The organism is Bacteroides sp. RCH18, assembly GCF_058231005.1.
Map to the genome: position 1 here is coordinate 1534235 of NZ_JBIPTC010000002.1, position 16170 is coordinate 1550404.

Genomic DNA, 16170 nt, shown 5'->3' on the forward strand with positions numbered 1-16170 from the left:
TTCATGATTTTAATAACACTTGAAGGGGCTCAAAAGATTTGCCAAGTAGAAAAATATGACAAAATAGCATGATTATAAGGGAGTTAGAAGACAAAATGACCTTTTTCATCTGAATGATACTGACGAATTTGCCGCGAAATGAAGTGAATAAATAAAAGTATTGTAGTATCTTTATCCGCTGTAATCATATTATAAATAAGGTATGAATGATAAACCTCAAATAAAACTGTCTGAAACAGTAGTGTTGATTGATGCTGCTTTCTTGAATTTTGTAATTACAGATATGAAAGGTTACTTTGAAGAGACTTTGCGACGTTCTTTACAGGATATTGACCTTTCTATGTTGACCACTTATCTGACTCTGGATGCCGGAATCACGGAAGGGAAAAATGAAGTACAATTTCTTTTTGTTTACGATAAGGAGTCCGATCAGCTTGTACATTGCCATCCTTCCGATTTGGTGAAGGAGTTGAATGGAGTCGCTTTTCAGAGTCCTTACGGTGAATATTCATTTGCAAGTGTTCCTTCGGAAGGGATGGTTTCACGCGAAGATTTGTTTTTGGATTTACTGTCTATCGTTGCTGATTCGGCTGATGTGAAAAGGATGATTGTCGTTTCTTTCAATGAAGAATATGGAAAGAAAGTATCCGATGCGTTGCATGAAGTGAAAGGCAAGGAGATTATCCAGTTCCGTATGAATGAGCCTGAAGCGCAGGTAGGGTATAAGTGGGATATGTTGGCATTTCCTGTTATGCAGGCATTAGGAATCAAAGCTGAAGAACTATAGTCTTTGTGTTTAATTCCTGATCTTTAATTTTAATCCTCAAATAACTTAAATAAAAAGGTGTCCGATTTTCGTTTAAAAGTATTTCAGAGCGTAGCGAAGAATCTGAGTTTCACAAAGGCTTCGCAAGAATTGTTTGTCAGCCAGCCTGCTATCACTAAGCATATTCAGGAATTGGAGACTTATTATCAGGCTCGTTTGTTCGAACGTCAGGGGAGTAAAATCTCATTGACTGTTGCCGGTGAATTACTACTGAAGCATAGCGAAAAGATTTTAGATGATTACAAGCGGCTTGAATATGAAATGCATTTGTTGCATAACGAGTATATTGGAGAGTTGAAACTGGGAGCTAGCACGACGATTGCTCAATATGTTCTGCCCCCTTTATTGGCTCATTTTATTGCGAAGTTTCCACAAGTCAATCTTTCCGTCCTTAATGGAAACTCTCGGGGAGTGGAGGTCGCTTTGCAAGAACACCGGATTGAATTGGGATTGGTGGAAGGTATTTTTCGTTTACCTAATCTGAAATATACTTTGTTTTTGCAAGATGAACTTGTTGCGGTAGTGCATGTGAACAGTAAACTAAATATTCAGGAGGAGATAACACCTGCAGAATTGCCGAATATCCCTTTGGTTTTGCGTGAAAGAGGTTCGGGGACGTTGGATGTATTTGAACGAGCCCTGTCGCAACACAATCTGAAGCTGTCTTCTTTGAATGTTCTGATGTATCTTGGTGGTACGGAGAGTATCAAGCTCTTTTTGGAACATACTGATTGTATGGGAATTGTTTCTATCCGGTCGGTGCATAAAGAACTTGTGGCCGGCACTTTACGGGTAGTTGAGATAAAAGGGATGCCAATGTTGCGCGAATTTAATTTTGTGCAGTTACAAGGGCAGGAGGGAGGATTATCTCAGGTTTTTATGCGCTTTGCGGGGCATCATAGCAAGAACTTGTAGGTCAGACTTCTTCCATACGAACCATCTCCCAACCGCAGAACTGTATTACGATGCAGTGAAGTTGCGTGCCTTGGCATAATAGACGGACTTTCGGACTTGCGGCATAACCATGAATTTGAGCCACCGCTTCTTCCCATTGTTCGGCAGACTGGGCATCAAACTTTTCTTTAGGCAGATATTTTAGTTCTACTATATAGCTGTGTGCAATTTCTGAATAGCGTTGCAGGTCAGGCATGAGAAACATGTCGCAAAAGCCATGGTTCAACTCTACCTCAGGTGTCGTCAAGTAATATGCATTGACGCTAAGATAGGCAGTGAAGAATCCTTGAATATTGCGTTCTCCTTCAATGCTGCTGCGCACGGAAGAATTCTCTTTATAAGCTTTGGCTATAAATTCCAATGCAGGTCGCCATTCACCGTCAAAAGCCATGTTATTGAAGAGTATCTCTATATCTATCAGATTGATATAGTGGTGGTTTTGATATTCTTCCAAGATATATTCATAATATTGTTTTCGGACATTTGTATTAGGGATTCCTAAGATAGTCAGATTTCCACGTGTTCCGATGATAGTCAGCATGCCATAGTAAAAAAGCAGGCTGGGAAATATTTCCGGATTCGTGATTTGGTCTGCGGAAAAAGATTGGAATAGGTTAGTGATGATTTTTCCTTCTTCGGCAATGCGTTTGATAACGCCTTTGCGATTACCGTCAAGACGATCCAGTTGGATGAGTTTTTTCATCTTGTTATAATCCGTTCGGGTATTAGGGTCAATCATCTGTTCGGGAGATGCTCCCAACTGAATCCGATTCCGAAGGTAGTAAAGTACCATATCGCAGTTGAACATTTTGGGATCAGAACTCAGGCTTTGACGTGCAAAACAATAATTGTCATACCACGGCTTCATTTCCAGAATCATCTCTTCAATATCTCCATGCAGTTGCCCTGTTTCCTTGTAATATTGGAACATAGTGCGCACATCTTTTTCAGAAAATCCTAGCATCTGGTTAAATACCGGACTGGTACTGATGTTCCAACCGATATTATAACCGCTCGACAAGTCGTCTAGCGTTACGGGACTGACACCGATCATAAAGATACGGTCGAACATTCCTTTATAGTTTTTGAAGGCATCACGGTAGAAGCCGCTTGCGTGGGTGATGGCACGATATATTTCGTTGCCTTTTTCGTTGAGGACGACATTGGTGAAGTTATCGTATTCATCTATAATAAGATATAGGGGATAACCTAATCTCCTGGCTTCGTCATCAAGGATGTGAAGTTTATCAATTCCTTTATCCGCAGCACTGAAACGTTCTATGAATTCATCTGTGTAATATTCACGATATCGGTTGAGAAAACCGTCTAGCTGCACAGCGCTGTAAGAATCGAATCTTTGTGGCAGTTCATCAATATTGCCACCGATTTTGGAAAAGTCAAGATAAAGTATTTGGTATTTGCCTTGAAGCGGAGTTGCATGCTGACCGATCCAGAGATTGCCGAAGAGTTGCTGGAACTTATCTTTTTGTGAAAGGTCATAGTATGACCGAACCATACTAAGCAGTAGACTCTTGCCGAAACGTCGAGGACGAATGAATATCAGGTAGTTGGCTTGATCTTCCAATAAGGGGATATACATTGTTTTGTCCACGTAATAGCAGTTTTGCATGATTACGTCCTCAAAATTGGACATGCCATATGGTATCTTTTTCACTGTTTCCATAACTATAAAGTTTGCTGCTTTTTGTTTTTCAGATCCTAGCTCCTCAAACAATCAAAAATCAAAGATAGTTCTTTTAAGATGATTATTCCATTTTTGTGCGTTTATTTTCCAATTCGATCATAACCGCTGCTTTTTCATTCGAATCTAACCTTCTACAGAAAAAGAAAAAAAGATTTTATCTCTCATTACTCTCATTGTTTTTTCTTAAATATCAGATAATAAGATTCTTATCGAATGAGAGATACTTCTCCGAGAACCTATCTCTCATCATTTTATAGTGAAAATACACCTGAAAACTGTTATCTCTCATTCGTTTTTAGTTATCTCTCATCTATTTCCAGAGTATCTCTCATCATATATTGCTTTTTATTCAGTGGCAACTTTCTTCTTTACATAGACTCTGTGCGAACCTCTTCCTGCAATATCAATACCGGATTCCGGAAGATCAGCCCATTGTTTCAGTTCTTTAGTAGCAGCTGTCTGAAGCAGTCCGGTTAGTCTCTGGTAATTCCGTACAGTCAGGAAAGCGTGTTCGTCGAGAAATTTCAGGGCTAATGTCAGCCGTTGCTCCGGTGTGAACTTTTTAGAAGAGCGTTGTGGTTTCCATGGAGCTCTTTCCAGCCGGCATCTTTCATTAATGTTTCTGATCATCGTTCTGTCTGCCCGAAAATTCACTCCTCCTACGCAGATGCTTTGTGCGTTTCGGTGTTTGGCGCCTTCTTCCGCCTCTTCCCGTTCTTTGTCTCTGCATAGGGCGAGTGAGGGGGTAAAAGTCCCTATTCCGTCTATTTTCACAGAGCGTCCTTCCGCCATCAGATGCGCCATTTCTATAGCGGTCTGGAGCAATACGCCTTCTATGTCTCCGGCACTGAAGCCGCTGACGTCTCCTACTCGTTGCGCCAACTCTTTTATGCTTACATTGTCTATTCGTGCAAACTTGGGATAAGTAATTCTTTTGCCCGTTTTCTGAATGTCGGGCATCTCTTCCATAATGTATCGTGCCATATTGTCTTGGTTCTAAAGTATTAATAGATAAGTTCTTTGGTATTAGAGGTAAAGTTCCTTTCTTCTAATACTAAAGTTCTTATTGGTTAATTATAAACTATAATTGAAGCTTTTGTTTTTATAAATGCCAGTTGCGTTTTTAAAGTTGCAACTTTCATTTGTATAATTGGAATTTGCATTTATAGTTTACTATTAAACAAAGGTAACTTATCTTCTTGATAAAAGCAAGTTTACTACTAATAAAGAATAATTTATTTGTTAATAGATTGGGGGATAAGTAATAGAAGACTGTAATATGGTTAGATAGCGAGAGAATGAAGTCTATAAATACAGGTTTTATAATTTAAAATCAGAAATATAAGAAGAATTCTTTTAGTATTTTTGCGCTTATAGATAATCTTTTATATTTTTGCGAATGAAGTCTATGGTGATAGTCTTCAAAGTTTTATAAAAGAAAATATTGTAAGAAGCGTTGTGCTTCATTCTTGTTTCTGAAAACCTGAGAACTTTCAAAACGTACAAGAATGGCATAGACGGTTCTCGCGTCGTATAGGCGTGGGTCTGCTGTCTATTCATTTGTACGTTTGGGTTTTCTCAGGACCTTCAGAAACAAATGATAGCACGCAGTTCCGCGCTTCTTTTGTTTATTAATACCTTAGTGGAACGTGAGGATAAAGAATCTTTATTTATGAAAACTAAAAAACAAACATTTAATGGAAGCGAATTAGCAATGTTATTTCAGGCTTTTACCAGGAAGTTATTTATCCGTCCACAAAAAGGGGATATATTCTCTGTTTCTACCCATTCGGCCGATAATAGTTGTGATTTCTATTTCAGATTAGATTATTACGAACTGTTGGAAAAAGATTTTCAAGAAGCGTATACATTGGGCAAGTTTGCACAAAGTAATGCTAATAAGGAGTGGGTAAATCTAATGAAAAAAATCCAATCTGCTCAAGATACTTTTCTCGAAGATTCTTCTAGTTTAGAGGATTATTATGAATCAGTAAATCTATTTTGGAAATAGCTGTAGATTATCAAGAATAAATATGAAAAAAGAATATCGTTCATTTAACGGAAGAGACTATTTAGCTTTATCCGTTGTTTTGAGAAATTTAGGTAGATTGGAAATCGTAGAAGAGTTTCTAGTATTTAAACAGCATATTATAGGTGTTCCTAATTATGATCCTAGAGCAGCAACTAACGCAATGTTTGGATATAGTGAAGATGATTTTTGTAATGATTTAGAGGCATTTGTTGATATTATAAATACAAATGATAGAGGAGAGGATACTTTTTTTGTTGCGCTTGATATTTTTATAGATAAGCATATTAATACATATCATCGTTTAATTGATACTGATTTACTGCGTTCAGTCTCTATTTTAGTCGAGTTAATGGGGGCTGTTGCTGCATATAGTAATGAAGAATTAGATTTAGATGATAAAGTTGGTATTTTCAAATCTTTAGTCAGAAGGGAGATATCTCGCTGTCAAGATGTTTTTTATGTGGTGAAATATCGTTTAGAAGGAAATATTCAAAAACCTTATTTGGTAAAATATTAGATATAAAAGAACCATTGAATTAATTTATAAATATGACAAATCTTGAAATCGTAATTCATAATAGCTATATAGCTAATAAATTGTTTCATACTGATAGAAGTGAGGCAGAACTATATCTTGGTAAGATTTTAGAGTTGACTTTTACTCAACATGATTTTTTGTCTAAAATACCAGAACAAGATGCCGCTGTTGTAGGAGAGGCTTATTTGAACTTGTTAGATACTGTAAATGATCCGGAATTTTATCAGATATTTTCAACGCTTGGATATTATTTTTTGTCTTGTGGCTTAAAATTTAATTCTTCAAATATCAGAGCATTGGATAAAAGAGTTTTGATACTAAATTTAGGAGCACAATCGTTTTGCCGAACAATTGCCAGAGCGAAAAATTACTTTTTGTCAGATCATATAGATTTTAATGATTGGCAACATTTTCCGAAAGCTATTAAATCGGTTTTATTATTGGAATATAAAGACCTTGAAATGCTAGATAGAATGGTTCAACTGCCTCGTGATATGTTTTTACGTAGACAATGGTTGAAGGATGCTGTGGAAAAAGGGTATTTTGATGATTTATGTTCAAAACGAAATATTATAAAATCAAGTTTGTCATTACACAATGATATTGTGAGTTATTTACATGAAGAAATAGTAAACAAAGGAACCTTTTATTTTTATGGTTGAACTATGGAGAATACTATCTTATTATATAATAATTCTTTGAATTTTAATTTGAAGCAGACAATGAATGATGTAAGTGATTTGCTATATAATATTCAAAGTTTGAAACAACTTCAACTGGATATTGATAAAATACAAAGTATAAAAGATGGAGCACAATTACAAATTAATATGGCGTGCTTGGCTTTATTGAGGCAATATCTATTGGATGAATCTGCCGTAGGACCAACGTTATTTCGTAACCTTATTCGAAAATATTATCCATTAAGTGATGAACAAATCGTTAAATATGAAGATTGTATTTATAAAGGGGTACATAAGATTGTAGAGAATAATAGATTTGTTAATGATCCACGTGACTGGTATTACATAACAAACTTAAATGTGTTATATCGAAAAGGGGCTGAATTTTCTATCGGCGATAGATTATACAGAGTGTGTTATAAGCGTTTTCGTTCTACTGTGAGATGCTACGATGTTATTCCATCCACTTTAGTTTCTGAAATATCATCATTTGATGATTTGTGTGAATTATACGGGAAAAAAATAGATAGTTTTCAAGTATCTGATATTTTTCGTTTTAATTATAGTATTGATTTTCATAATATTTCTCAGGCTTATTATGGTTTGGCTAAAAATGAATTTACTAAATGGGATTGGGAACTAGTGAGTAAAATTAAGAATGCTGAAAGTATTAATTGGTGGTTAGAAGATTTATTAAATAATAATGGCTTTTTTGCTCAAATGGGTGTAAGAAATGTTGCAGAAACATTGACTCAGTTACAGCATTTATTGGGTACGGAATCTGTGATAGCGCAAAGTGATTTGGATGAAGTGATTGAAAGGTATGAGAAAATGGGGCTTAAGTTATATTCTTATAGTCCTAATATATCAAAAGAGTTTATAGTTGAACATCAAGATGATCTTGATTGGTTAGTTCTTCAAAGAAATCCTTATGTTCAATGGGATTTGGAGTTAATAAATTTATTTCTTAGAAAATACGAGAAACTTGTTCCTGAAAATGAATGGTACAAGAATCTGAATGCCTCCCGTGCTATGTATTCTGCCATTGAAAATCTTCTGAATGATCGGGTGTTGAATGATATAGAGAAATTGTATGAATTATGATTGAATGTTTTAAATTGGATATAATTAGGAATTCTTATTTTAGAATCCGCCGAATACCATTGTTGCTAATATATTTATGTCTTGTCTTTTTGTTTTCATGCGGTGAAGAGAACGAAAAGAATGAAGTTAGAGTAGAAACAGAAATCGTACCTACATCTGAATGTGAGACAATGTTTAGTCAAGGAATCAATGTCTCATCTGAAGGTGAACGGGCTACAATTTCTTTTTCCACTAACAAGGACTGGTCAGTTTCCCTTGCAGAGACGCAGAATGGGGATAATTGGTGTACAGTGTCTCCTTCGAGTGGTAAAGCTGGAAATGTCACATTAACTATTGTGGTGGCTAGTAATACTGGATATGATGACAGGAATGTTGTTTTAAAGCTCAGTGCTGATGAATTGACTAAAAGCATCATGATCAATCAGAAACAAAAAGATGCTTTAACATTAACATCGAATCGATTTGAGGTTGATAAAGATGGGGGAATTATTAATTTACAGGTAAAGTCAAATATAGATTATAAAATTATCGTTGATGAAAATAGTAGAGATTGGATTAAGCCTGTTATTTCTGGACGTACTCGTGGAGTATCTGCCAATTTTTACTCTTTCGCTATTTCTCCAAGTAAGGAGTATGATAAAAGAGAAGGGGAGATTATTATTCAAGGGGAAAAGTTATTTGAAAAAGTAAAAGTTTACCAGACGGGTGAAGCTATGTTACTATTGAGTGAAAATGAATATTTTGTTAGTGATGAAGGTGAGACTATAGCTGTTGAAATAAAAAGTAATTTTGATTTTGGAGTTAAGATGCCTAAAGTTGATTGGATTAATGCAGTTGCTGCTAGAAGTGTTTCAAGTCACACTTTCTACTATATTATTTCTCCTAATATTACTTATGATGAAAGGGAAGCAGAAATCGAATTTTATGATAAAAATAGTAATATTAAACAGTCATTAAAAGTAATCCAAACTCAAAAAAATGCTATTATTATTTCTCAAAAAGAGTATTTGTTATCTTCACAAAAACAAGCAGTTGAAGTTTTAGTAAATTCTAACATAGAATATAATGTCATAATCCCAAATGAGTATAACTGGATTAAAAAAGTAAATAATATCGTGACAAGAGGATTAACAGTTTCTAAATTGTGCTTTAATGTTGATGAAAATATTAGTAATACTGCTAGAACGGGACTTATTTATATTCGTAATAATGATAATACATTGTTTGAAACTATTGAACTGAAACAAAAAGAGAAATTCAATCCTTGATATTACATGTAGGGGTTGCTGGAAGTTTACCATCATTAATAAATGAGATGGATAAGTATGAAATAAAGGAGCTAATTTAAAGTGGAAATTTAGATGGAACAGATATTCGTTTTTTAAGGGAAATGATGGGAACTGATGCTTTTGGTAATGCTACGGAAGGAAATTTGACTGTTTTGAATATGAAAAAAACAACCATTGTAAATGGGGGGGATTTTTATTATGCAGGAAATGCTAATAGTGCAGATGTTAAAGCATATCTAACTCAAAATAATACAATATCTTCCGAAATGTTTTACAAGTGTCATTCTTTAGAATCTATAATATTACCAGAAAGTGTTACTATACTAAAATATTGTGCTTTTGATCGTTGTGATAATTTGGCTAAAATATCTATTACAGGACGCTTAACTAATCTAGGTGACGGACCAATTAGAGATTGTAAAAAGTTGAAGGAAATAAATGTTGCTACAGATAATTTGTATTTCGAATATGTATTTATAACCATAGAACAACCAAAACTAATCAGAAATATCCGAGTGTAAATCTTTAATTACCAGCATATTCTAAAATTTAACACTTTTCGGTTGCCATTTGTCGCTTCCCAAATTTCCACATATTTTTGAGACGTATTTCTGACGTGGAGAATTTGCGGGGCTTGTTTTTTGTCACACCGTGCAGACAGTTGACAAGGGTTTACAACCGTTTACGACAAGCGACAATAACCGCCCCGATATGCGGAAACAGTCACACTGTGTAGAAAAGCGACAATGGTTGACTTCCGTTCACATCCGTTTACCATTTCAGAGATATAGGATTGAAGAAATGAACCATTAAACGATAAAACGGTATGAAAGCAACCAGAAAATGCAGTTTTTGCGGCAAGTCCTTTGTAACCCGAAGCGGTATGCAAAGATATTGCAGTGAGGCTTGTCAGGCAGAAGCCAAACGAGCCAGAGTGATGCAGAAGAACAACCTCTTCAAAGTCGCCCAACCCTTGATGGAGATACAGCATCAGGAGTATCTCACCTTTTCCAAAGCAGCCATCCTCATGGGCTGTTCCCGACAGTACATTTACAAACTTGTAGCCATCGGCAAGCTGAAAGCCTCACGCATCAGCAACCGCATGGCATTCATCCGCAGAGCCGACATCGAGCAGATGTTGGAGGGCAATCCCTATCACCGCATCCTGCCCGGCAACACCTCCACACCAAGGAAATCATCTTCATCTTCCTTACCTGCCAAAAGAGAAAAAAGGGAAAAGGAAAGCGAAGAAGTGTTGGACTTCTATTCGGGCGAGGAGGTGATGTCCCTTTTTAAGGTAAAGCAGTCATGGCTTTACACTTCCGCCAAGCGTAACCATATCCCCATCTGCCGTATCGCAGGAAAGAACTATTACAGCAAGAAGCATATTGACGAGTTTTTCGGTGTGGCAGTTGATATTAGCGAAATTACCGACTGGCTACTGACCGAGGAGGTGGAGGAACTGTTCGGCATGAAGCCGACCGCACTCCGTGCCTACACCTATCGCCATAAGATACCCACTAAAAGAGAGTACGGGCGTACCTATTACTCCAAATCACATTTGAACGAACTCCGCAGAACTGACCTTGTGAACGATGAACGCTACTATACCGTTGAGCAGGTGCAGCAAATCTATGGTCTTTCGTCAGCCAACATCTGCCATATCGTCAAGGTGAAGCACATCGAAAAGATAAAGGTGGGTGTGAAAAACCTGCTTTTGCGCTCAGATGTGGAGCGTGTCATGGCTGAAAGGAACAAATAACCGTGAAAAATCGGGATTATCGAAAATTATTTCAAAATGATGTATCGTGGAGGTATTCACGGATATTTCACGTTGTTCCTTTGCCATCGGAAACATGGATACAACTCCAAAATGTATACAACCAATTAAAACATAATTATTATGAGTAAATGCAAAACAGTTACCTTGCGTAAGCGCAAGATTAAGAACGGGACACAGTATTCACTATGCCTTGACTACTATCCCGGCTACCGTGACAATGTCACCATGAGAGTGATTACACGTGAAGCCTTAGGAATTTACATCTTCGCCAAACCTGCAAACCAGCAGGAACGGGACTTCAACGCACGCATGATGAAGAAAGCGGTCATCCTGCGCAACCAGCGCTACGAAGCCATTTTCAATGAAAACAACGGCTTTTTTGACAAGACCAAGATGAAGGGCGATTTCCTTGCCTATTTCAAAGGACTGGCTGACCGCAAGAATATCAAGTGGCAGCACGTATACAAGCATTTCCAGCGGTTCGTGAACGGCAAATGCACCTTTGAGGAGGTGGATGTGGATTTGTGCCGCAAGTTCATGGAATACCTGCTTGATGCACCCCAATCCATCCACACCAACCAAAAGCTGCACATCAACTCCGCAGCAGGCTATTGGTCAACTTTCCGTGCCGTGCTGCATACCGCTTACCGTGACAGGAAGATAAAGGAGAACCCAAACGGCTTCTTAGACCGCATCGAGTGCATTCCCACCATCAGGGAGCATTTGAGCCAAGAGGAACTGATACGGCTTGCCGAAACACCCTGTGAGGAGGAGGTCTTGAAAAAAGCTTTTCTTTTCGCCTGTCTTACGGGACTGAGAAAGAGCGACATCAGACAGCTCACGTGGCAGCAGATACAACCATACACCAACGGCAGGATGTTCGTTACCACCCGTATGCAGAAAACCAAAGAAATAGTGCATAACCCCATCAGTGATGAAGCCTATGGACTGCTGGGAGAACGGGGCGAGGGACTTATCTTTGAGGATTTCAAGGACAAGATGCTGCAAGGACCACTCCAACGGTGGCTCACGGCAGCAGGGATAACCAAGAAAATCACCTTTCACTGTACCCGCCACAGCTTCGGAAGCCTGCACGTGGAAATGGGAACGGACATGGCTGTCATCCAAGCCTATCTCGGACATAAGAACATTACCACCACACAAATCTATTCCAAGATAGCAGCGCAGCAGATGTGTCAGGTGGTGGACAAGATAACCTTGAAGCGCAAGGAGGCATAAATGTCTCACATTGACAGGTATTCAGAGGGGCGGTTATGGCTACAAGGCTATAATCGCCCCTCTATGTTTTTGGCTTGATGCCACCATTTATAAGCCCCTCAGAGTATGAAACAGAGTATGATATGATGACATTTCGTGAAATACATTGAAAAAGACCGTTCTAACCGCAAATAACGGGCAGTAATTGGGAAAAATAGCATTAACTTTGCACAAAATAATACAGGAACATTCAATCTCTCAACGAAATATGGAATCATCAATCAAGGACAAATACATCATCTTGGGCTTTGTCGGCTTCGCCATCGTCCTAATATCTTCCATTGCCACGCTGGTAATAGCGGACAGCTTCAACCAAGACAACTTTGTCAGGTGGATAGTATTCGTATGCTGTAACCTGTTGGGATGGTTGCTCTATCTCTCCTTTCAGACACTTATCTTTGATACATACGAAATCTACAAAATCAAGTTCGGCAAGAAAGAAACGATTGCCGAAGCCATAGAGGTGCAGGAAGAACTGTCACAAAATACACTTGAAGAAGCCACATCTGTGCCTGGACCTACATCAGTCCCTGAGCCTGTACCCGAATCATCCCCGACAAAAGAAGAGACACTTATCCAAACACAACCGATAGAGCTTACTATCGCCCCGGATCTTCACGAAAAGAACCGTGCCAATTACGCAAGCAGAGAGCAACGGGAAAAGGAAGAGCGCATCCGCATGGTCATGGAGTATTGCCATTATTACCTGCCTCGCATTGCCGACCAAGAAACCGTGAACCACATCTGTACTGAGGTGGACAAATGGATGAATCTTAACACTTATACCCCGAAGCCCATACAAAGACCGTTTACCAAAGACATCAACAACATTCCACTCCGTCACTTCGTATGGAATATCTCTGAGCGTTTCCTGTACAAGAGATACTACAATGGGGATAACCGTGCCAAGTTCATCAAAGCCCTTTTCCCGAAATCGTTTGCTGATACAGACTTATCAACCATCAAGAATTTCAAGGTAGAGCCGTTAAAGACGGAAATTCCCATTGATGAACCCGAAAACGGCAAACTTGATTTCCACTATCCCGAGGATTATGTGCGGAATTAGGATAATCACGACACCAACGACAACCATCCGGTAACTCATAACCGCCTGTTTTACATCGTTTCCCGAGTAATTTTGCCCGTCATTTATGGCTGGGCTTAATTATTCGGGAATTATTTTGCAATGACGTGTCGTGGAGATATTCACGGATATATCATTTCAGTCCTTTGCGCCAAGTCTTACAAAAGAGACGAGTACGCGAATGGAAAAATCAATTCTTACCTTCAACGACCTCCCCGAGGTTGTCGCTCAGCTTCGAGACGAAGTGATGAGCCTGAAAAGCCTGCTCGCCGAGCAGTGCAGTGTGAACAATGCCAAAACGGTGGACACCCACGTGCCCATGTCTGTGGACGAGGCAGCAGAGTATTTAGGTATCCCTAAGGGTACGCTCTACATGAAACTGTCAGAAGGGACAATCCCTGCCACCAAGCCCGGCAAACGCTATTGCCTTTACCGTGACGAACTGGACAAGTGGCTGGAAACCGCCCGAAAGAATCCCATACCGTTGTCAGACGAGGAACTGAACAAGTCCTTATCCTCTTCCCACCGTCGCAAGCCCAACCCACGTAACTGGTGAATGATATGGAAGAGGATAAGAACTATATCAACCTGATACGTGGCGACCTCACAAAAGCATCCCAAGCGCATAACGGTATGCCCGACAGTGTAGGCATGATGAATATCAAGACGGCAAACCAAACCATTCTTGAAGCATCGTTATTGCCTACGCCCTGTGCGCTGTGGGACAGCTTTTGGTACGAGGGGGAACTCTCCTGCTTGTTTGCCGATTCCAACGTGGGCAAGTCCATCCTTGCCGTGCAGATAGCCGACCGCATCGCCCGAACCGACAATGTGCTGTATCTGGACTTTGAACTGTCCGAAAAGCAGTTCCAGCTCCGCTATACCAACGAGCATGGAGAGCTCTACACCTTTCCCGACAAACTCTATCGGGTGTCTATTGACTGCAACCAGCTTTTGGATGCCAACTTTGAGGAAGCTATCATAGGCGGCATTGAACAGATGGCTGTGCAGACCGACTGCAAGATTTTCATCATTGACAATCTTACCTACCTGTGTTGCGCCATGGAGAAAGGCGATGCCGCAGGACGGCTGATGATTCAGCTGAACAATCTCAAAAAGAGATATGCGCTCTCTATCCTTGTCCTAGCACATACGCCCAAACGCTCTTTGGATTGTCCCATCACATCCAACGACCTTGCCGGAAGCAAACGGCTCTACAATTTCTTTGACAGCGTGTTCACCATTGGAAAAAGTGCCCAAGACGGAGGGCTTCGCTATGTGAAGCAGCTTAAAGTGCGCTATGGCACGTTCTCTCATGATGCGGATAATGTAATCGTTTACGAGATTGACAAGGTGGATGCTTTCTTGCAGTTCGTGTTCAGGGGCTATTCCACGGAAAAGGAACACTTGAAAAAATTGGGCGACAATGAATCAAGCCAAAGGGATTGCCAAATTCTGCAACTCTCCCAATCGGGCAAGTCCGTCAGGGAGATAGCCTCACAGGTGAATTGTGGCAAGTCCACCGTAAACCGTATCATCCAGCGCAGCAAAGAGAGTAAAAACGCAGGTGTCCCAAGTGTCCCACTGTCCCAACCCTTAGAGTGTGGGACAATGGGACAGGATGGGACAGCCGACAATCAACCATCAAAAACGGACTAAGCTATGGGCAATTATTCATTACAGAAGTATAAAGGAACGGCAACACGGCATACCTGCCCCAAATGCGGAGACAGGCATTCTTTCGTCTATTACGTGGACGAAAATAATGTGCCGTTGCATCCATCGGTCGGCAGATGTAACCACGAAAGCGGTTGTGGGTATCACTACACTCCGAAAGAGTATTTTCAAGAGCATCCTGAACACAGAACTACCAATGATTTCTCTTTTGACAGGCAAAGAGCAGAGCAGAAGAAAGTGAAGCAGCAAAGTAAGCCGACAGCCATCGGCTATATTCCCCCTCACTATGTGGAGAAGTCGCAAAGCGAGCGTAGCAATTTCTTCCGTTTCCTCTTCACACTCCTTACTTCCTACTATGGCGACAAGGCGAAAGAGGTGTTGAAGCGGTTGTTGGAGGAATACCGTTTGGGGGCTACCCGTGACGGCTCTGTTATCTTTTGGCAGATAGACAGGACGGGCAAGGTACGCACGGGAAAGGTGATGCAGTACAATCCCGAAGACGGACACCGTATCAAGGGAGGACAGACATCGGCAGTGAACTGGATACACAGCATATTGAAAAAGCAGCGTGTGTTGGCAGAGGATTGGCAACTATCCCAATGCCTTTTCGGGGAACACTTGTTGAAAACGCATCCCGACAAGGTGGTGGTCTTGGTGGAATCCGAGAAGAGTGCCGTTATCGGTTCTGCTATCTTCCCCGATTATGTATGGCTGGCTACGGGTGGTAAGAGTCAGATGAGAGAAGAGAAACTCCGTGTACTGTCAGGGCGAACCGTGCTTCTCTTTCCCGATGCCGATGCTTATGCCGAGTGGAAACAGCGAGCCGAGAGCATGTACTTTTGTAAGGTGGTGGTTTCGGACATCATCGAAAGGAATGCCACCCCGAAACAAAAAGAAGCCCATATCGACATAGCCGATTGGATTATCTTTCAGATACGGGAGGGCAAGGTGATGAGTACAGCCAACCACTTGGTCGAGGCTGAGAGAATCCTCCAGCGGATGATAGAGAAGAATCCCGTCCTGCAAAAACTGATAGACGATTTAGACCTTGTGCTGGTCGGTGCATCTCCAATCGGCAACGATGATGAAAAACCTCCCTGACGGAGGAGAGCGGAAGCCGTAGGCTGGAGTTTGCAGACAATGGCTTGCCATTGATATAGCCCACTATAACTACACGCTCCGCTTACGTAGTTGTGGGCTCTCCCGAGGGGATTAGG

At 40.1% G+C, this 16170-nt stretch carries 16 protein-coding genes; 14 read left to right on the plus strand and 2 right to left on the minus strand.

Annotation, left to right across the window (positions count from 1 at the left end):
- Positions 1 to 202 precede the first annotated feature (202 nt).
- Entirely contained in the window at positions 203 to 787 is a 585-nt protein-coding gene (locus ACHLI0_RS21265; RefSeq protein WP_490749985.1) for a DUF6621 family protein, read from the plus strand.
- A 57-nt stretch (positions 788 to 844) separates the two neighbouring features.
- Positions 845 to 1741 (plus strand): LysR family transcriptional regulator, encoded by an 897-nt coding sequence (locus ACHLI0_RS21270; RefSeq protein WP_008760345.1) that lies wholly within the window; start codon positions 845 to 847, stop codon positions 1739 to 1741.
- Between the two features lies 1 nt (position 1742).
- On the opposite strand, the gene ACHLI0_RS21275 is transcribed toward ACHLI0_RS21270, so the two are convergent.
- Both ACHLI0_RS21275 and ACHLI0_RS21280 read right to left on the minus strand, forming a co-directional pair.
- Positions 1743 to 3464 (minus strand): ATP-binding protein, encoded by a 1722-nt coding sequence (locus ACHLI0_RS21275; RefSeq protein ID WP_258893569.1) that lies wholly within the window; start codon positions 3462 to 3464, stop codon positions 1743 to 1745.
- Positions 3465 to 3830: 366 nt separating this feature from the next.
- A complete protein-coding gene (locus tag ACHLI0_RS21280; RefSeq protein WP_490749986.1) occupies positions 3831 to 4469 on the minus strand; it encodes an HU family DNA-binding protein in 639 nt (212 codons plus the stop codon).
- Positions 4470 to 5082: 613 nt separating this feature from the next.
- Here ACHLI0_RS21280 and ACHLI0_RS21285 point away from each other — a divergent pair.
- The 12 genes from ACHLI0_RS21285 (at position 5083) to ACHLI0_RS21340 (ending at position 16054) form a co-directional block, all read left to right on the plus strand.
- Positions 5083 to 5496 (plus strand): hypothetical protein, encoded by a 414-nt coding sequence (locus ACHLI0_RS21285; RefSeq protein WP_490749987.1) that lies wholly within the window; start codon positions 5083 to 5085, stop codon positions 5494 to 5496.
- Between the two features lie 22 nt (positions 5497 to 5518).
- Positions 5519 to 6034 carry a hypothetical protein gene (locus tag ACHLI0_RS21290; RefSeq protein ID WP_258893572.1) on the plus strand — a complete coding sequence of 172 codons (516 nt, stop codon included), beginning with the start codon at positions 5519 to 5521 and terminating at the stop codon, positions 6032 to 6034.
- Positions 6035 to 6066: 32 nt separating this feature from the next.
- Entirely contained in the window at positions 6067 to 6717 is a 651-nt protein-coding gene (locus tag ACHLI0_RS21295) for a hypothetical protein (RefSeq protein WP_490749988.1), read from the plus strand.
- A 3-nt stretch (positions 6718 to 6720) separates the two neighbouring features.
- Complete coding sequence (locus tag ACHLI0_RS21300; RefSeq protein WP_490749989.1) at positions 6721 to 7842, plus strand: hypothetical protein; 1122 nt, start codon at positions 6721 to 6723, stop codon at positions 7840 to 7842.
- Positions 7839 to 9110 carry a BACON domain-containing protein gene (locus tag ACHLI0_RS21305; RefSeq protein ID WP_490749990.1) on the plus strand — a complete coding sequence of 424 codons (1272 nt, stop codon included), beginning with the start codon at positions 7839 to 7841 and terminating at the stop codon, positions 9108 to 9110. The genes ACHLI0_RS21300 and ACHLI0_RS21305 overlap by 4 nt, the downstream gene beginning before the upstream one ends.
- Before the next feature lie 122 nt (positions 9111 to 9232).
- Positions 9233 to 9652, plus strand: a complete 420-nt coding sequence (locus tag ACHLI0_RS21310; RefSeq protein ID WP_490749991.1) for a leucine-rich repeat protein — start codon at positions 9233 to 9235, stop codon at positions 9650 to 9652.
- A gap of 305 nt (positions 9653 to 9957) precedes the next feature.
- Positions 9958 to 10893 carry a transposon Tn4555 protein TnpA gene (gene tnpA / locus ACHLI0_RS21315; protein ID WP_004292844.1) on the plus strand — a complete coding sequence of 312 codons (936 nt, stop codon included), beginning with the start codon at positions 9958 to 9960 and terminating at the stop codon, positions 10891 to 10893.
- Positions 10894 to 11034: 141 nt separating this feature from the next.
- Positions 11035 to 12153 carry a tyrosine-type recombinase/integrase gene (locus tag ACHLI0_RS21320; RefSeq protein WP_004338318.1) on the plus strand — a complete coding sequence of 373 codons (1119 nt, stop codon included), beginning with the start codon at positions 11035 to 11037 and terminating at the stop codon, positions 12151 to 12153.
- A gap of 247 nt (positions 12154 to 12400) precedes the next feature.
- Positions 12401 to 13258, plus strand: a complete 858-nt coding sequence (gene tnpC / locus ACHLI0_RS21325; RefSeq protein WP_004339687.1) for a transposon Tn4555 protein TnpC — start codon at positions 12401 to 12403, stop codon at positions 13256 to 13258.
- Positions 13259 to 13457: 199 nt separating this feature from the next.
- The gene (locus ACHLI0_RS21330; RefSeq protein ID WP_122116178.1) at positions 13458 to 13832 is read left to right on the plus strand and encodes a helix-turn-helix domain-containing protein; all 375 of its coding nucleotides are present in this window, start codon (positions 13458 to 13460) and stop codon (positions 13830 to 13832) included.
- Positions 13833 to 13837: 5 nt separating this feature from the next.
- Entirely contained in the window at positions 13838 to 14935 is a 1098-nt protein-coding gene (locus ACHLI0_RS21335) for an AAA family ATPase (protein WP_122116177.1), read from the plus strand.
- 3 nt (positions 14936 to 14938) lie between these two features.
- Positions 14939 to 16054 carry a DUF6371 domain-containing protein gene (locus ACHLI0_RS21340; RefSeq protein WP_004292742.1) on the plus strand — a complete coding sequence of 372 codons (1116 nt, stop codon included), beginning with the start codon at positions 14939 to 14941 and terminating at the stop codon, positions 16052 to 16054.
- Positions 16055 to 16170: the final 116 nt, after the last annotated feature.